At 57.2% G+C, this 17,285-nt stretch carries 20 protein-coding genes; 14 read left to right on the top strand and 6 right to left on the bottom strand.

Annotated elements, in window-relative coordinates:
• Nucleotides 1-24 precede the first annotated feature (24 nt).
• The 4 genes from HB393_RS08595 (at nt 25) to HB393_RS08580 (ending at nt 2,364) form a co-directional block, all read left to right on the top strand.
• The gene (locus HB393_RS08595; RefSeq protein WP_213804746.1) at nt 25-1,029 is read left to right on the top strand and encodes a hypothetical protein; all 1,005 of its coding nucleotides are present in this window, start codon (nt 25-27) and stop codon (nt 1,027-1,029) included.
• Nucleotides 980-1,447: a hypothetical protein gene (locus HB393_RS08590; RefSeq protein WP_213804745.1), complete on the top strand. Its 468-nt coding sequence runs from the start codon at nt 980-982 to the stop codon at nt 1,445-1,447. Before HB393_RS08595 ends, HB393_RS08590 begins: the two co-directional genes overlap by 50 nt.
• Before the next feature lie 76 nt (nt 1,448-1,523).
• A complete protein-coding gene (locus HB393_RS08585; RefSeq protein WP_213804744.1) occupies nt 1,524-1,895 on the top strand; it encodes a hypothetical protein in 372 nt (123 codons plus the stop codon).
• Nucleotides 1,896-1,908: 13 nt separating this feature from the next.
• The gene (locus tag HB393_RS08580) at nt 1,909-2,364 is read left to right on the top strand and encodes a hypothetical protein (protein WP_213804743.1); all 456 of its coding nucleotides are present in this window, start codon (nt 1,909-1,911) and stop codon (nt 2,362-2,364) included.
• A gap of 116 nt (nt 2,365-2,480) precedes the next feature.
• Here the strand turns inward: HB393_RS08580 and HB393_RS08575 are convergent, their stop codons facing one another.
• Entirely contained in the window at nt 2,481-2,717 is a 237-nt protein-coding gene (locus HB393_RS08575) for a type II toxin-antitoxin system prevent-host-death family antitoxin (RefSeq protein WP_213804742.1), read from the bottom strand.
• A gap of 21 nt (nt 2,718-2,738) precedes the next feature.
• Here HB393_RS08575 and HB393_RS08570 point away from each other — a divergent pair, with 21 nt between their 5' ends.
• The 4 genes from HB393_RS08570 to HB393_RS08555 all read left to right on the top strand — a co-directional run bounded on the left by HB393_RS08570 (nt 2,739) and on the right by HB393_RS08555 (nt 5,227).
• Nucleotides 2,739-2,972, top strand: coding sequence for a hypothetical protein (locus HB393_RS08570; RefSeq protein ID WP_213804741.1), 234 nt, complete (start codon nt 2,739-2,741; stop codon nt 2,970-2,972).
• Nucleotides 2,965-3,144 (top strand): hypothetical protein, encoded by a 180-nt coding sequence (locus HB393_RS08565; RefSeq protein WP_213804740.1) that lies wholly within the window; start codon nt 2,965-2,967, stop codon nt 3,142-3,144. The genes HB393_RS08570 and HB393_RS08565 overlap by 8 nt, the downstream gene beginning before the upstream one ends.
• A gap of 147 nt (nt 3,145-3,291) precedes the next feature.
• A complete protein-coding gene (locus tag HB393_RS08560) occupies nt 3,292-4,425 on the top strand; it encodes a phage major capsid protein (RefSeq protein ID WP_255550933.1) in 1,134 nt (377 codons plus the stop codon).
• A gap of 13 nt (nt 4,426-4,438) precedes the next feature.
• Complete coding sequence (locus HB393_RS08555; RefSeq protein WP_213804738.1) at nt 4,439-5,227, top strand: HK97 family phage prohead protease; 789 nt, start codon at nt 4,439-4,441, stop codon at nt 5,225-5,227.
• 69 nt (nt 5,228-5,296) lie between these two features.
• On the opposite strand, the gene HB393_RS08550 is transcribed toward HB393_RS08555, so the two are convergent.
• Nucleotides 5,297-6,238: a DUF2971 domain-containing protein gene (locus tag HB393_RS08550; RefSeq protein ID WP_213804737.1), complete on the bottom strand. Its 942-nt coding sequence runs from the start codon at nt 6,236-6,238 to the stop codon at nt 5,297-5,299.
• A gap of 86 nt (nt 6,239-6,324) precedes the next feature.
• On the opposite strand from HB393_RS08550, the gene HB393_RS08545 reads away from it, so the two are divergent.
• Both HB393_RS08545 and HB393_RS08540 read left to right on the top strand, forming a co-directional pair.
• Nucleotides 6,325-6,813, top strand: a complete 489-nt coding sequence (locus tag HB393_RS08545) for a hypothetical protein (protein ID WP_213804736.1) — start codon at nt 6,325-6,327, stop codon at nt 6,811-6,813.
• Nucleotides 6,814-7,077: 264 nt separating this feature from the next.
• Entirely contained in the window at nt 7,078-7,275 is a 198-nt protein-coding gene (locus tag HB393_RS08540; protein ID WP_213804735.1) for a hypothetical protein, read from the top strand.
• Here the strand turns inward: HB393_RS08540 and HB393_RS08535 are convergent.
• A complete protein-coding gene (locus tag HB393_RS08535; protein ID WP_213804734.1) occupies nt 7,272-8,531 on the bottom strand; it encodes a site-specific integrase in 1,260 nt (419 codons plus the stop codon). The two genes, HB393_RS08540 and HB393_RS08535, sit on opposite strands and share 4 nt — an antisense overlap.
• Before the next feature lie 501 nt (nt 8,532-9,032).
• Here HB393_RS08535 and HB393_RS08530 point away from each other — a divergent pair.
• From HB393_RS08530 to HB393_RS08520, 3 genes are all read left to right on the top strand, one after another.
• A complete protein-coding gene (locus tag HB393_RS08530) occupies nt 9,033-9,719 on the top strand; it encodes a PEP-CTERM sorting domain-containing protein (RefSeq protein ID WP_213804733.1) in 687 nt (228 codons plus the stop codon).
• A gap of 229 nt (nt 9,720-9,948) precedes the next feature.
• Nucleotides 9,949-11,514: a DUF4331 family protein gene (locus HB393_RS08525; protein WP_213804732.1), complete on the top strand. Its 1,566-nt coding sequence runs from the start codon at nt 9,949-9,951 to the stop codon at nt 11,512-11,514.
• 3 nt (nt 11,515-11,517) lie between these two features.
• Nucleotides 11,518-12,771, top strand: coding sequence for a hypothetical protein (locus HB393_RS08520; protein WP_213804731.1), 1,254 nt, complete (start codon nt 11,518-11,520; stop codon nt 12,769-12,771).
• On the opposite strand, the gene hypB is transcribed toward HB393_RS08520, so the two are convergent.
• The 3 genes from hypB to HB393_RS08505 all read right to left on the bottom strand — a co-directional run bounded on the left by hypB (nt 12,746) and on the right by HB393_RS08505 (nt 15,176).
• A complete protein-coding gene (hypB, locus tag HB393_RS08515; protein ID WP_213804730.1) occupies nt 12,746-13,444 on the bottom strand; it encodes a hydrogenase nickel incorporation protein HypB in 699 nt (232 codons plus the stop codon). The two genes, HB393_RS08520 and hypB, sit on opposite strands and share 26 nt — an antisense overlap.
• On the bottom strand, nt 13,441-13,785 hold the full coding sequence (locus tag HB393_RS08510) for a hydrogenase maturation nickel metallochaperone HypA (RefSeq protein WP_213804729.1): 345 nt from the start codon (nt 13,783-13,785) through the stop codon (nt 13,441-13,443). The genes hypB and HB393_RS08510 overlap by 4 nt, the downstream gene beginning before the upstream one ends.
• 65 nt (nt 13,786-13,850) lie before the next feature.
• Nucleotides 13,851-15,176 carry a hypothetical protein gene (locus HB393_RS08505; protein ID WP_213804728.1) on the bottom strand — a complete coding sequence of 442 codons (1,326 nt, stop codon included), beginning with the start codon at nt 15,174-15,176 and terminating at the stop codon, nt 13,851-13,853.
• Between the two features lie 175 nt (nt 15,177-15,351).
• Here HB393_RS08505 and HB393_RS08500 point away from each other — a divergent pair, with 175 nt between their 5' ends.
• Entirely contained in the window at nt 15,352-17,223 is a 1,872-nt protein-coding gene (locus HB393_RS08500) for a GMC family oxidoreductase (RefSeq protein WP_345945102.1), read from the top strand.
• Nucleotides 17,224-17,285 lie beyond the last annotated feature (62 nt).

Below are 17,285 nucleotides of genomic sequence, written 5' to 3'. Positions count from 1 at the left end.
TCGTCTTGATTGGCTGGTGCGCCGATGATCATTGATGCGAAGGGTCTCTTTGAGGGGCAGCGACTCGCAGCTTGCTCGACTCAAACGCAGTACTGTTGGTTGCGCCTCATCCACGCGGCCAATAACTTCGGACGGTTGGAGCTTCATTATCCAACGATTATCGCGAAGTACTTCCGGTACATCCCTGATCCGCCGACCGAAGACCAGTTCATCTCTGTGATCCAAGAACTTCAACTCAATTGTTTGGTCGTCGTCTATCTGGCGGGGGAACATTGGTGGCTCCAATTCATCACTCCCGATAAGGCGCTGCTCGTTTACAAGAATGCGGAAGATCGGCGTTCACCAGAACCGCCAACAAAAATCATGGAAGCGTTTGCCACTCGCTACCAGCGATGGAAAGATCAACGGAATGCAGGTGATGCGCGTATTTCGGAAACGTTCTCAAAATCTTTTGGAAATGTTTCTGAAAAGTTTTGCGCAGGTGTTGGTGTCGTTGAAGGTGTTGTCGGAGGTGAGGGAGAAGGACCTAGTACATCTGCAAGGAGCGATAAGAAGCCTCGCTCCATGCTGGAAGATGTCACGGTCTTCAATCTTCCAGTTATCGGCGGAAAAGATAAATACGGAGTACCGCAAAGACTCTACAACGAATATGTTAAGGCCTTTCCCGGAATTTCGGTGATGGACGAGTTAGGCAAGATGCGCGTGTGGCTCCTCTCGAATCCGACCAGGATGAAAACTCCCCGTGGCATGCCGCGATTCGTGAACTCGTGGCTTTCAAAGGCGCAGGACAATCAACCGCAGCAGCATGGAGGACGGAACAATGGCGCTCTACCTTTTGGAAAAGCAGATTCGAATTTGGTCGTACTCGCGGAGTCACTCCATCGCGGCGAACGTCAAGATCAGCCTCGCTCGCATGGCTTGCTGTCGGCAGGCGGTGATGGACCGGACGACCTTAGAGACCTTCGCGCAGGCGCTCTCGATGGAAACCGACCAGAGGGCAGTGCAGGTCGCTCTCGCGGTTCTAAGTGAGACGAAACGGGAGCCGGGTGAGACCTCGTTCCCCGATTTAGGCACGATCCTCAATGTCGCAAAGAAGGCGGCTGACTTCTCTGGCAAGAAGATGATGGGCGACCCCACCGATTTCCCGCATGACACGGAGCCCGTCTACGCGCCGCACGAAGGATTCCAGCCACCGCGTCTCGCTGGGGAGCGACTGTTCCGAGCAATCAACGACGAACTCTATGCCATCGAGCAATCAGTCGCGCCGACCTCATTCTCATCGAGCCGTCGTGGCCTCTCGATTCGAGAAGGTCTTGCGTTGGCACCGGAGTCGACGCGCCTGCGGTACGAGCATCTCCAAGATCTGTTGAACGACCCCACAGGCCACCGCAAGCGGCTGGCTGCGGAGTCGTCGCCGCTTAGCGATGGTGCTGGAGGTGCTCTGTGATCACCATCGACGAAGACAACAAGATGCTCAACCAGAAGGCAAACCCAGACGAACCTACGAAGGAGTGGATGATCCAATGCTTAAACCAGATGAATTCAACCTGCTGAAGAAAGCGATTTGCGCCACCCCGCACGACGCCCGCAAAGCATTCGAAGTGACCGACCTCGTGGACTCGCTAGCGAACCTGCTGCCACCACGCCTGACTGATAAGGAAAGGATTCGGGAAGCCATGCTGATTATTGCGATTGCTCGTCAGGATGACGGCACGCCAGCCACCGGTATGCTTCACTTTCCCGGCTTCGAGCCGTATCCCTATCTCCCGGATAAGTTAGTCTCCGATGGCAATGGATATCTGATCCGCCTAGACGACGCCACGATTGAATTCACTGCGCACGAAGCGGATATGGCGCAGCAGGAAGCGCGCATGGCGAACGCGGCGAATAACTAAGGAGCACACACCAATGCAGACGATAACCAACAACACATCGAACGACGCAGCACTTCAGCATGTCAGCCAGCGCCTCGACGCCTTCTGCGCCGATGAGACCAACTTCTGCGGTAACGACGGCTTCTCCAGAAAAGGGAGTCTCGCAATTGTGGCCCTGCTCAGCGATGGACTGGCCTCCGTGACCGAAGCGGCCTTCCTCCAATTCCTCAAGCCACGACTCGCCGTCCTCACCGCGCTCGGTGCGCTCGATGAGACCAAAGACGGGCAGGGTGCCACCAACTACCGGGTCAAACGGAACGTCGACCAGGCGGCGGTGCTGGAGGCGTGGAAGGCGACAGGTGCAACCGAAGGTTGGTTCCCCGACGTGCGACCTCTCCTCAAGCTGGGAGCGCCTCCTAGCCTCACGAACGACGCCATAGCGGGGCTGCTGTTGATCTGGAGAGACGGAGAGCGGAGCAACATCGCCTAAGCAGCCTCATCCATCACGAAGGGGGGGTAAAGAGGTGTCGAAACGAAACTAGTACCGCGCCCACCTTCAGCACAAAGTTTCGCGAGTATTGAGAAAAATCCGGATTCTGGCCATTTTCAGGAGCGCAGGATCTTTCGCAGAAAGGCAGGATTCGCTATCTCGTTCATGGCCACATCGAAAGTATCTTCCTTCGCGGGGCGTAGCTCAGGCGGGAGTTGGCGAAGCTGGGCTACCGCGCGACCGTGGCGCTCGATGATGATCTCCTCGCCAGCTTCCGCGAGCCGAAGCAACTCAGTCAGTCGGTTCCGCGCGGATGCGACGCTGACGATCATGTAGTCATGATCAACCAACACAGTGGCATTTGAAAGGACAACATGGCGATCAATCTCGACGATCTAAAGAAGCGGGTGCAGGGGATGACCCAGAACGAAGCCAACGACTTTTTTTTATCAGTGATAACGAAGCTGGTGCGTGATCTCGGAGATGTCAACGACAAGGTGGCCGTCTTTGTGAAGCTGATCGAGTCTCACGAGCACCGCCTTGCGTCGGTTGAGCGACGGGTCGAAGCACTCGAAGCCACGCAGTCGAAGGTGAAGTTCGATGCCTGAAGTGCTTCGCAATAATCGCCTCCGCCGCCGTGCCGCCGAGCTGGGAACGGACGTGCAACACATCGTCGAAAACGATGCGGCCGTAGAACGTGACGACCGCGACGGTGTCAGCGACAGCAAGCGCAATACCGACGAAAGAATTATGCCCGCGAGTCGTCACGAAAGCGCATAATCAACCCAACGCTCCGCCGTCGCCTACCAGCCATCTTCGGCACTAGGCACCCTCGCAAGAGGTTCGTTGGACAAGTTGATTGACGCTTATCGCGAGGTAGCCACAACGGGCACCGGCGACTATTTGTTCACGACGGAGTGTAAAAAAATGGACCACAAAATCGAAATCCAAACTGCGCTTGAGGAAATCAAAAGCTCGATAACCGGCGTTGCAGAACGGCAAACGCAGATGCAAACGCAGGTTGACGCCATCGACCTTCAGGGCCGACAGCGCCACACCAACGATCCCAACGCCGAAGATATGCTCGTCAAAGCCTTGGGCGAGTCCGATGAGCTGAAGCGTCTCGTGGAGATGGGCAAGGGTTGCGCCATCATCCGCCTGGGCGACTTGAACGCGATCCCAATGCAACGCAAGATCCTCACCGGGGGCAGCATGACCGGCACCGCTGGGGTCGTCATGCCGGAGCGGGTAGGCTCAATTGTCCCATTGGCATCCCGCCGTTTGTTCTTGAGAGATTTGCTTTTTCGGGGGTCGAAGACGACCGGCAACCAAGTCTATTTTGTGAAAGAACAGACCTTTGTGAACGGGGCATCTCCGCAGGCCGGGGAAGGCGCAGTGAAGAGCGAGACCACCATGAGTTTTACGACGGTGAGTCTTCCGATACAGACCCTCGCCCACCATCTTAACGCCAGCAAGCAAGTGCTGGAAGATGTGCCCACGCTCGCCGCCTACATCTCGACCCGGCTTTTGTATGGGCTGAGATACAGGGAAGAGGTGCAATGCATCTCGGGTGACGGCACCGGCAACAACCTCAGCGGCCTAATTGGGCAGGCATCCCCCTTCAACCTCGCTCTCCTCACCGGGGTCTCGCATACGCCCCTGGATATCCTCCGAAGGGCACTCGAACAGGTCGAGCTGGCCGACGAAGTACCGGCGGGATTTTTCTGCCTGAGTCCCGTCGACATCGCAAACATCGAGCTTTTGAAGGACACTCTCGGGCGGTACATTGTCGGCGATCCAGGCGGCACCGCTGAGGCGCTGAGTCTCTGGGGGAAACCTGTCATCAGCACCACCGCCATCACACCGGGAACGTTCCTCGCAGGATCTTCTGAGAGCGCAGAACTAGTCGATAGACTTGATGCAACCGTGGAGCTTAGCTACGAAGACCGCGACAATTTCATCCGCAACGCCGTGACGATTTTGTGCGAGGAGCGCACCGTGCTCTGCACCTATCGTCCGGGCGCTTTCGTTACCGGCACTCTGAATAGCTCGCCAGCATAAAGGGGAAAGTCACATGCAATATCACCGCGATTTTTCCCTCAAGGTGAAGGCGCTCGATGACAACTCGGGCACCTTCACCGGCTACGCGAGCACCTACGGCGGACCACCGGACCTCGTGGGCGACATCATCATGCCGGGCGCGTTCAAACGTTCCATCGACAATCAGGGCGACGGGGTCGTTCTACTTTGGTCTCACTCAACTTCAGACCCCTTGGGTAGGGTCAAGCTCTCCGATTCCCCAGCGGGATTGGTCGTCAACGGTTCAATGGTGATGGCCGACCCCGCAGCGCAGCGTGCGTATGCACATCTCAAGGCAGGCAGCATCAAGGGATTGTCTATCGGTTACAGTTTGCCTCCGGAGTCGTCTGGAAAGGTTACATACAACAGCGATGGAACCCGGACGATTCGCGAGATCAAGTTGTATGAAGTCTCGCTCGTGGCGATTCCGGCCAACCCGCTCGCGCAAGTGACCAGCGTAAAGAGCCTCCAGCAATTCGACGAGCTCCTCCGCAGCTTCAAAGCTGATGACGTGGACAGCGAAACCCTCGCAAGCCTCCGCAGCATTCGCGGCACCTTGCGGAGTCTCCTGCAGAAAAAAGATGCGGGATGCGTCTGTGATTGTTCCGATTGTCCCGACAACTGCGACGCCTGCACCGACCAGTGCGACCTCTGCGACGGGGACGCCTGCACCGGATGCGTTGCGGCAAGGGCTGACGCCGACGAACTCGCCGCTACCGCCGATGCCCTGAAGGCGTTCGCAGCGGAGTTGAAGGGCCTCATGCGGCCCTCTTCACGGGGTTAGGGTGGGATGTGATAGCGACCGCGTATAACTGATTCACGTCGGGGTCGCCGCAGTTATCGCGTCGTTTATTTACCAGTCACGGAACGGTATTTGTGACGGTCTCACTTGGACGTACATATGATTCTTAAGGAAAAAAGCGTCGACCGATTCGACCGAGAGATCGATGTTCGCCGTGGGGCCAACTACGACACGGTCTATAAAATCCCACCTTCCTGACAGGACCGAACGCAAATCAAAGGGTGGTCTGGGGAGCCCTTCATGACCTGAATGTCGTCGCGGGATATTCAACGAGATATAAGGTCTCAATGTTGATCTTGTTGGGCAGAACTCAACATGTGTCGAGTCGTTGAACACATGGTCTACGAGTAACCGGTACTCGCGCTCGTTGCTGAACGAGGGATGTTTCTTGAAGTATGCCATCCGTTCGAGGACTAGCCTGAAGAAAACTGACACTCCGGTCTCGACGGTTGGAGTTTTCAAGGAGTTTCTAACTTCCAAGGTCAAAGAGACCAGCTTTTCTATATCTTCATCGAGAGACTCAACATGCGAAACGTCCACGTAATCGATCGCCTGGAAGGTAATCGTTGGCTTGATGCGGGAGGGTCTTTGGGCCTGGTCATCTGATTCTGGCTTGAGAAACGCTCGCCTCAAGCACTCTACCCGGAATCCAATGGCGACGCCATTTCCGTTGGCACAGTAGGAACGCCATTGTGGCAGGGAGTCAGCGTCTCGCGAGAAGGACGCAACAAACGAACGCAATCCAGGACGGACTTTGGAGCTATGGAGGACTTCGTCGAATATCGACTCGTCTTCTAGCTGGCGAGTTTGGCGATAGATGGGGAGGCGCTCTCGAATTAGATCGATGTAGTGATTTCCCTCGGAGACGTCATTGAGAAACTTGATGCTTGTGGCCCAGATCGAAGCTCCTTCGACCATCTTCATCATCGTGTCCATGGTGGTGTAGTGGTACACGACCTCCGGTTCTGAGGCATTATGTTCGAGTTCGGCCATTGTTGTGTTTACTCCTTGCGGGCACTCTACCAGAGAGAGACTGCTCAGACGCCGCTCTACTGTAAAATTGGCGGCGGCGAACATCAATGCCTATTGGAGCGTTCATGTATTTGGGGATATTGAGCAGCGTTGCTGCCTTCGTTGGCGGCGGTGTTTTCACGCACATACTCACAGTTTCTGGACAGCGCACACAATGGGTCTTAGATAGCAAGAAGCAGGAATGCCGCGAGTTGTTGAAAGCCCTTTCAGTCACGCACATTGCATTGATGCATTGGTACGCAGACATTGAGATGACGGCTATCGGCCCGAATCCTAAGATTCTTCCGTCGGCCGTATCTTACAACGATGCCAATACTGAATTGGGAAGGACGTTTGGCAGCCTCCTGTTTACGGCAAAAGAAGTAAGGGATCGAGAGATACAGAAACGATGGAACACGATTCAAGATGACTTTCGTAAAAATAACGACCGCGAAAAATTGCAGAGCGAGTTTAGTCGACTTAGCGACACCATCGTTGGCATAGCCTCTACGGATCTCTCTTGGTGCGGAGTCGTCCTGGGAGGGATGAAGCGTTGAAGTAACTTTCCCGTCTTCGGTACCGGGCCCCCGTAATCGCGCCACGTTACCCCACACGCGACCGGAGAGCGCCGGGACGGGGATAGAGCCTCTGGCGAGCAGGGCGGCGGCACGGTCAGCGATGCAGCCTGCCCACTCTTCACAGGTACGCATGACACCTTCGAGTCCTACTGCCGCGAGCGGTGGAGCCTGAGTCGACCACAAGCGTATCAGTTGATGGATGCAGCAGAAGTCAACGCTAATTTGTCTCCAATTGGAGACATTGTGCCCGCTTCGGAGTCTCAGCTTCGACCCCTCGCCTCGCTGGAGCCGGAAGAGCAGCGCATGGTCTGGCGACGTCGGCGTATCGCCGGTTGGTGCAGGCCGCCCACACCGCCCCACGTTCGCGCAGAAACGGCCCGCCACGGCGTCGGAGGCGTCTCTGGCGGGATAACCCTAGTGCGGCACAGACCCTCCGGCTAGTTCACGGTGACTGTCACCGGCTCCGTCTCCAGTTTAGACAGGCCACCACACCAATCAATCGCGTCCACCTTGCTCTGTGCCTCTTTGGTCGACGCTGGACGCAAATAGATTGTCGTGGTCGCGATGTCAGCGTGTCCCATGTAGGCTTGCACGGTTCGCAGATCGACGCCGTTGCGTAGCAGGGTCGTGGCATAGGTGGCGCGGAGCTTGTGAAGATACCACTGTTCGCACTCTCCCAAATTTCCCTTACAGCCATCACACTGATTGCAGTTCAGGCCAGCAGCCTTCGCCAATCGCTTTAGGGTTCGCAGCAACTTCCGGTTCGGTGTGTCATTAGTTGTGCCGACGATCAGCTTGGTCTCAGGATACCGAACTCTGGCTTGTCTGAGACTACTAAGCAGGTCGCTTGATATAGGAATGTCGCGTTCCTCAGAGTCCTTGACCATAAATTCCATCTGCGGCTTACTGCGAACTCGATAGACCGAGTGAGTCCAATCGATGTCTTGCCATTCGGCGTGGGCCATCTCCTGATCCCGCAGACCAAGCTTTAGGCCCATTTCGACGACCAAGCGCATATACGGATCAGCCGCCGCAAGGATAGCCGTCACCTGCTCCCACGAATAAACTTCCGGCAGTGTTTTCGGATATTTTGGTGCTGGTGGCCACAGCGCCGCTGACTTGGTATCAAATCCGGCAGAGCGCAAAAACGACTTCAGCCGTAAGTGCTTGTTGGCCACGGTTCTGTCGCCGCATCCTCGATCCCGAAGTGTCCGGTGAAAGCGGTAGATATCCTCTTTCACAATCTCATCGATGTAGGTCTTCCGGCAGACCAGCATGAACTCTTCAATGACGAGCTTGGCCTGTCCCATTGCTTCGAGCGCCCTGCGATATTCGCAGTCCTGTATGTACAGATTTGCGGCACGTCGAATCTCGACTCGCTTCTCGTCGGTGACGACCTTGGCCCCAGCATGAACCGCCTCGTTCTTAGCCACTGACAGGCTGCTTTCCTTGCGCCACAGCGCCAAGGCTTTGCTTGGATGGGTTCCAGCGTCGATGTAGACCGGCTTCGTGCCTTCGTACCGGCACAACTGATAACGTCCGGTCGGGTAGGAAACCTCGTTTTTCTCGCCGTTCTCACCGTTCTCAATAACGTGGGTGTGGCGAATTCGGTTGTTAGAGCCGAGCACAATGGCTTTTCGCCGCCATCCCTGCGGGGTCTTGCAAAACCAGTACAGCGTGACCTTTCTGTTCGCCATTTTTGCCTTTAACCTCGATTTATTCTAGCAAAATTCTAGCAATGACATGGCAGTCTCGTAAATTTTAATGATAATAAAAGACTTATTTAGATAATCCCGAGCAGGATTTAGAATCCCCCACTCTCCGCCATCTAAAATAGAGAGCGAATTCTCATAAGAATGCGGACCTAGTCCGGGTTGAGATTTAGGTTTGGCTATGCGTTTTTGTTCCCGCTAGAAGCGAAACCCATCCATATAGGCGTGTCAGGCTGACGTGGTCCTCCTGGATCTTATGGAGTCTGCAGTGGCCTGATCGTGATGCCCCATTACCCCTGCAAGTTATCGCTTTATCGGACTCCTCGATAATGGCGCGTAGTTCCCTTTAACTTCACATCAATATGCAACGAATTGCTCATGATTTTGCATTAAACCCGGCAACTCAAACCATTCATTACAAGACCCTCGGCCCTCAGAATGCAGTGGGCATCGCAAATGGATTCTCGAACATCTGAGGTTAGAATCATGCGACTACTATCCTTCTTTGTGGTGGCTTTACTCTCTATCTTTGCGCCATTTGCCGTGGCCGATACCCTCCAGACATCCTTTAACGCAAGCGTTACGACGAGTATCTCGAGTCCCAACGACAACTATTACGGCACCTACACTACAGACCATCCAAAAATTACTGACTACCCTTCGCTTGGAAATTCGTTGGTGACTGTCAACGTTCCCGATTTTTCGCTTTATTTACCCGCGGGAAGCGTGATCAGCTCGGCCACTGCCAGAATCATCGCGCCCACAACAACGATTGAGGGAACGGGGTTTCTTTACACACGAGGAAGCTTTCCGCCGCCAGATACCGGAGAACCCTCAATCGCGCCTACTTTTACAAATACAGGTTCCTCGTCTGTGTTTGCGGACTACATCTCCGGGTTGTCGCGGCCAACCATCGATGGGAACGAAGTCTATCTCGAGGACGCTTTCTTTACCCTTGGATTGGATGGCACCATTCGAGGCTTTCTGGCAACTCCTGGTGAGAACTGGAGCGGTTATATCGGTGGGAGTGGCCAGGTGACCATTCCTTATACCGTGGAGTTGGATGTTACATACTCGATGGCTCCTGTCCCCGAACCTTCGACGTTCGCGCTGCTGGCTCCTGGCGTTTTGGGAGTGGCTGGTGCGGTTCGACGCAGGTGTCGCCGCTGCTAGCTCGTTGTTGACTTACATGGCCGCATGTAAATTTCTATTCGCAGACTCACCACCTATGTTTGCGTGGAGAGTCTTTCTACGCGGAATGGCCTCTTTCAATCCTCTTCTTCGGTGGCAATATTCGTTGACACCATAAAAAGACGCTGGTAGCTTCGAGCCGCAACTCGAAAGAGTATTTTCAAGTTCCGAAAATATCCCGGTTGAGTGGTGAGGATTCGAGGACGATACCTTGGCAGACCATAATGATCCTAATGCGGTAAATTCGATTTTTTCGGATATCGATGTCAGTGCGGCGGACCTGTATGACATCTTCGGATTTCCGTCCGCGGATGTGTCGGGCGGAGAGAAGGTCGTCATCGCCTTGACCTTCTCGGCTACGCCAAAGGCGGGCGAGCTGGATCCGGATATGCTCTACCGGCTGCGGATCGCTCCGGATCAGCGGGTTATGCGGCCCGCGAAGGAAGATCACAGTCTTGAAGGGCTGTTGAAGTATGTCGAGGGGATCAAGCACAAGTACGAGAGCATCCTGAAGCCGTTCGAGCTACGAGTGACGGTCGACCAGGATCAGAAGGCACACATCCGGTTCATCAACTTTCCTGGCGGGAGCTTTTCGCAGGTGATCGATGTGAATCAGAGCGTCGACCTGAAGGCTCCCGACGGGCAGACGATCAAGATCTTCGTCGGTGGCAGGGACGACGCGTTCTTCAACGATCTGCCAGGGTTCTTCCGGTCGATCAACTATGCTCCGCAGTTCTATCACGTCCCGCATACGATGACGGATGCGCGGGAGTTGAAGATTCCGAAGACGCTGCTGGAGCTGGAGGGGAACGACCTCTTTAACTACGATCCAAATCTTCCGACGTGGGGCCATGGGCTGAAGAAGGATCTTCCGGCGGGGGATTTGACGTGGTCCGGCAACAGCTTCAAGAAGGACGAGAACGGCAACTTCCGGTTTGTGTATTCGGGGCAGGACGCACAGGCGGGCAGAAACATTAACGCCATCATCATGGAGGTTCCGCTCTCCTATATCACCGCGTCGCCGCAGGAGCACCGCATCGTCAATGTGTGGGGCGAGAGCTGGGTGCGGAAGGCGGCGGATAAGATCGAGACCATTCCCGATCACCCTTTCTGGATCGAGCATCCCTGGGCTTTCGTCGATCAACTGAAGCTCGATGAAGAGTTGAAGGCGTACAAGCTGGTGGATACGGATGGGCAGGCGTTCGCAGATGCGGCGTTGAGCGAGCGCGAGAACAACCGGCAGATGGGAGCGAACAACTTCTGGTTGGCTCCACACTTTGTGAAGCGGCTGGCTCATCTGGGGTGGGGCTTTGGGCCTTCGATCAGCGCCCTGGGGATCGAGACGGCCTTCGATCACGATAACTCACCGGTATCGAAGTACAAGACCTACGATCTTGTGGCCACGGCCTTTCCGCGGGTGAAGAAGCTACTGTTCCAGGAGCTGAACATGCCGGACGACTCGTGGAATCCGAAGAAGCTCGACATCCCGCTGCGGCGTCCGATCGAGATCTTCATTCCAAACGTCTGCTCCATCGATATGGATACGACGGGGACTTGGCCGTTCGGAAGGCGTCTGGAAGATCAGGTCGCCACGCGGTTCCTCTCTCTCTTTTTGGATATGACGGCGAGCTTCAAGGGAATCAAGTATCACATCGACATCATGAACAACCAGGCGCTATGGGATGCGGTTCCGATCGATCCGAAGACGCCGCCGAATCCGCTGAAGAATGACAAGGAGTTTCTGACCGAGTTTCCCTACATCGCTCCTCCCTGGTAGAGCATGACAGCGTATCAGGCGGATTTGCAGCGTATTGAGGGAGAGATCGACGAGCTCGTTCGGGCAGAGGGCGCGGCTGCGGCTGCCTTGTCGCCGGGAAGCGAGCGCGAGACACGGCTGCTCTATCGCCGCTTTCAGCGTGCGTCGTTGATGGGGGATCTCACGGGCCTGAAGGTGTTGGATGAGGTGATCGATGGGGCGATCGGCTCGGCCTCTCGTCACGCTGACCTGTGGTTGCTGAAGGCGTATATCGCACTCAAGCTGCATCGATTCGCAGATGCCGAGCTTTGTCTCGGCATGGACGCCTCGCTGCGGACGTGTACTCAAGGGAGGTTGGTGCACTCCGATGTGCTGCTGCAAGCTGGACGCTACGATGAGGCGCGAGCGGAGATACAACTGGCGTTGGCGGAGGAGACGACATGGGATGGGCTCGCTCGTCTCGCGCATCTGACGTATGCGATGGGAGATGTCGACGAGGCGGATCGGCTTTATGTCTCAGCCGAGGATGAGCTCACCGCAAAGCAGATGTATTCGTTCGCATGGCTGGAGCTGCAGCGCGGGTCGATGAACTTCCAGCGGGGAAGGCACCAGCAAGCGCTGATCCACTACGAGCGGGCGGAGAGAGCCTACCCGGGCTATTGGTTGGTTGCGGAGCGGATGGCCGAACTGGCTGGCACACAGGGACGCTTCGCAGAGGCGATCGCGGGATACACACGGCTCTATGAGGCCTCGCCAAGGCCGGAGTGGGAGCATGCCTTGGGCGATCTTTATTCTTTGTCGGGAGAGCATGCCTCGGCGCTTCCGTGGAAGACGAGGGCGTTGGAGCACTACCTCGAATCGGCCTCGCGCGGAGAGGTTCACTACTATCACTTGCTCGTCGACCTGTGTTGCGAGCTGGCGGGACGCGGAGAAGAGGCCGTGGAGTGGGCGCGGAAGGATATCGCGCTCCGCAGCAACTATGCGACGGAGGGCGACTTGGCCTGGGCGCTCTATCGCGTCGGCGAGGTGACGCAAGCGCTGGATTGGATCAGCAAGGCGCTGGCCTCGGGTGCGGTCTCGGCGCGGCTCTATCTGCAGGCTGCCTGTATCTACGGCGCGGCCGGGATGTCGGACCTGAGTACACGCCATATGCGCCTTTCGATAGAGACGAACCCTGCTCCTGCCAAGGCGAAGATGGTCGGTCAGCCGCTGCGGATACAACAAGGCGTACTGACGCGGCGGGTTCCGGCCCTCACGATTGTGCAGCCTGCACCGTAAGGCTGTTGCGGGAGGCGGCCAGCCTATCGCCAAGAAGTGTCGCTACTGCCTCCATGCCTTCGCCTGTCTTGGCTGAGACCTCCAGGACGCTCATACCCGGCCTCACGCTCTGGATGTTTCGGTGCGCGGCGTCGCGGTCGAAGTCCGCGGCTTCGGCCATGTCCATCTTGGTGAGGAGAGCTACATCGGCGGTGTTGAAGATGGTCGGATACTTGAGCGGCTTGTCCTCTCCTTCGGTGGTGGAGAGCAGGACGAAGCGAAGATCCTCTCCCAGATCGTAGCTGGAGGGACAGACCAGATTGCCTACGTTCTCGATGAAGAGTAGATCCAGTTCGGCCAGATCCCACGACTGGATGGCCGTCTCGATCATCGATGCGTCGAGATGGCAGATGGTGCCGGTGGTGATCTGTTGGACGCGCGAGGCGGCACGCTTGAGCCGCATGGCGTCGTTCTCGGTGGCAAGGTCGCCGACCAGTGCTGCGACGCGATGCTGCCGGCCCACGAGAGTCAGCAGCCCTTCGAGGAAGCGGGTCTTGCCGGAGCCGGGACTCGAGACGAAGCTGACGACGTAGACTCCTGCCGCGTGGAAGCGCTCGCGAAGACTTCTGGCCAGAAGATCGTTCTGCTTGAGCACCTTCGCTCTCACTTCGATGAGGCGGGGAGAATCACTCATGCTGCCACCTCCAGGGATGCGACTTCGAGTTCGTGTCCGCGAATGACCCGTCCGGCTGTGCGGCACTCAGGGCATGCGAGCTGCTGTATCGATACGGGACGGCTTTCCGTGAGGCAAGCCGGACAGTAGAGGACGATGGGTACCACCTCGATGACGAGTTGCGATCCTTCGAGGAACGTCCCCTGGCATGCGGCCTTGTAGCAGAACTGCAGAGCGTCCTTGTCGACTCCGGAGAGCAGACCGAGGGAGAGGTGAACGGCCTTGACGGTAAGGCCACCGCGGCTCTCCGACTCCTCCTGGATCTGGTCGATCATGCTGATTGCGATCGAGAGCTCGTGCATGATTGCCTTTCAGCGGCGCCGGTTTAGGGCTCGGACTTGGGACATCGAGAATATTACATTGCTCCTCAGTGAGTGCGAACCATCGTCGTTGCCTTTGGGCTATCCAGAACGCGATAGTGTTCCAGCAGATCGATGATCATGGTGGAGAAGGATGGATTGAAGATGTCGCTGTGATCGCGGATGATGGTCGGCGGGACGGTGACGACCCAGAAGGGGGAGTCGTTCCAGCGGCGCTCCACCGGAGTCAACTCGTAGCACTGTCCCTTCACGTCGAAGCGGAAGAGCTCAGCCTGGCTCTGGCAGGGAAGGGTGATCGGACGAACCTCGTGGCTGCGGAGGTAAGGGATGTGGCCTGGGGTCTGGGTGAAGAAGGTCTTCTGGGACGGTGACTGGGGAGCGGCGTCTCCATAGACGCCGCGAAAGGACTTTCGTAGAGCGGAGAGGCTTTGGCCGAGCGGAAAGGCGACGCCGGTCGCGCTGTCTCCAGTGGAGGTGACGGAGAGGAAGAGCGGGCCCTCGTACTGTCCACCGACCCCGTCCTGACGTTCGACGCGGAAGTTCGTCCGCTTCATCAGCTCGATCATCTGCTTGGTGCGAAAGCTGTCGTTGGCGGAGTTTACGTAGAGGATGAGGTCGGCGGGTGAGAGCAGTTCGAGGGGATGGGTCTGGCCTTGGCTGTCGGGCTGCGGAACGAGCAGGCTGACGAAGGTGTTGGTGAGCGCGGTCTCCAGTGCACGGGCTCCGAAGGAGTGGCCTACGACGACGATGCGCGAGTTGGGGCTGTTCTCTTTCGTGGCTCCCATGATGCGGTAGATCGCTTCGGCGAAGTCGGAGCTGCCGACGCGTTGCGCTGCATCGCGGCGGTTCCAGAAGGTGGTGACCACATCGCCCGCAAGGGACTGTCCGCGCCACGCCATGTAGACGCCGATGTAGGAACGCGCCTTTTGTGGCGGAGAGGACTGCCCGGCATCCTTCTGCATATTCGCAAGCAGAGTTGGCTCACCGCTCGAGAGCTGCTCCATCAGGAGCTTGAAGTCGCGCAGGTTTTTCTTCTCTTCGTTCCCGGGCGATGCGTTGTTCTTCCAGCCGTGGGTGAAGACGACGACGATGACATCGTGGCCGGACTCCTTCTCCTTGTGGATGAGATCGAGCGTGCGGGTGAGCTGACAGTTCGACGGATCGGTAAGTGAGGTGCATTTCTCCCACGACTCTCCCATGTCGTCGAACTCGATGACACCGAGCTTGAAGTGTGCGGGAGTGGTAGAGCCGGCCACGATGGGCGCGGTCTCTACTGCGGCAGGGCCTGGACGATAGATTTTGTTGGGGACACAGCCGATCAACAGCGGAAAGACCAGCAAGGGGAGCATGAAAGAAGAACGCCGCAGCAACATGAGTAACTCTCCGGAACCTTACCAATCTCATTGGACCGGTTATTAGGCCAGATCATACAGCACTTGACACCACGACCATTCCCTGTTTTAGTGGCAGCAATTAACAACTCGTTTTTAAAATTGTCTTTTGTCCGACCGGGCCATGCTGCGCATTTCGAACCGAGTCGAGGTCTCTGTGGCAGATGAAATGTACGATTTTATTGTGGTTGGCTCAGGCGCGGGTGGCGGCCCTGTGGCCGCGAATCTGGCGCGTGCAGGCTATACCGTCCTGGTGCTCGAGGCCGGGGAAGACTGCAATAACTTCAACTATCGCATTCCGTGCTTTCATCCCTTCGCCAGCGAAGACCCAGTGATGAGCTGGGACTTCTTTGTCCGTCACTACGACAACCAGGCGATGCAGCAGAAGGACTCCAAGTATGTCGCGGAGCGCGAGGGCGTGCTGTATCCGCGAGCGGGCACGCTGGGCGGCTGCACGGCGCATAACGCGATGATCACGGTCTACCCGCAAAACAGCGACTGGGAGAAGATACGGGCCCTGACCGGAGACCACTCCTGGTCGCCGGAGAAGATGCGGACCTACTTCGAGCGCCTGGAAGAGTGCGGTTACGTCACTGGCTGGAAGCGATTCAAAGAGGCCTTCTGGGGTGTGTTGCACGGACAGGGGACCAACCCGGGACGGCATGGCTACGCCGGATGGTTACATACGGAGGTAGCAAGCGCCGGGATGATCCTGAAGGACATCGAGCTGCTGAAGTTGGTGGCCGTCGCGGCGGTGACCGGACTGGCGCATCACCTGGGGAGTCTCGGCCTGGACATCGAGACGCTGTTCGATCCTAACGACTGGCGAACCGTAACCAGCAAGGGCCGCGAGGCAGTCTCTCTTACGCCGTTGGCGACTCGCTCCGGCGTTCGCAACGGGACGCGGGAGAGGCTGCTGAAGACCGTGGCGGAGACCCAGGGACGCCTGAAGATCCAGACCGGCGCGCTGGTCTCGCGGGTGGTCTTCGATGGAAACAGGGCGGACGGGGTGGAGTATCTCGTGGGTTCGAAGCTGTACCGCGCCTCGCGTACCCCCTCGGACGCCGCAACGGAGAAAGTGACGGTGCGGGCGAAGCATGAGGTGATTTTGTGCGGGGGAGCCTTCAACAGCCCGCAGTTGCTCATGCTCTCGGGAGTCGGCGATGAGGCGGAGCTGCGGAAGTTCGGCATCACTCCGGTGGTCCATCTCCCGGGCGTGGGCCGGAACCTGCAGGATCGCTATGAGGTCGGCGTGATCTCGAAGATGGAGAAGCCCTTCGCGCTGTTGAAGGGAGCCTCGTTCAACGCGCCGGAGGATGGCGTCCCGCCCGATCCCGCGTTCAAGGATTGGGAGCGGGGAAGAGGCGTCTACACCACGAATGGAGCTGCCATTGCCGTGACGAAGCGGTCGAGTCCGGACAAGGTCGATCCGGACCTGTTCGTCTTCGGGCTGCCCTCTTACTTCAAGGGCTATTATCCGGGCTACTCCGGCGCGCTAAAGCGCTACCAGGATATGTTTACCTGGGCGATTCTAAAGGCGCATACCAGGAACACCGCGGGAGAGGTCAAGCTGCGCAGCGACGATCCGCGGGATACACCTTCGATCCACTTCCACTACTTCGGCGAAGGCAACGACGCGGAGAAGGACGATCTGCGCTCGGTGATCGCCGGGGTGAAGTTTGCGCGGGAGATGAATCACAACATCAAAAAAACGGTCGGTATGGAAGAGGTGTGGCCGGGACCCGACTGCAACTCGGACGACGAGATCGCGGACTTCATCCAACGCGAGGCCTGGGGGCATCATGCCTCCTGCACCAATCCGATCGGGCCCAAGGAAGATCCCAAGTCCGTACTCGACAGCCGCTTCCGTGTGCATGGGACGAAGAATCTGCGTGTCGTCGATGCATCCGTCTTCCCGCACATCCCGGGCTATTTCATCGTGAGCGCGATCTACATGGTCGCGGAGAAGGCGAGCGACGTCATCCTGGAGGACCTGAAGGCTGCGGAGAGCAACGGAGGACAGGCATGAGCTCCGAACTCTCTGCTGAGAAAAAAGTGCTATGTCCGATCAGCCGATACGTACGGGAACAT

Source organism: Granulicella sp. dw_53, from assembly GCF_018449545.1.
Classification (GTDB): domain Bacteria; phylum Acidobacteriota; class Terriglobia; order Terriglobales; family Acidobacteriaceae; genus Edaphobacter.
This window is presented reverse-complemented; position numbering and strand designations above follow the sequence as displayed.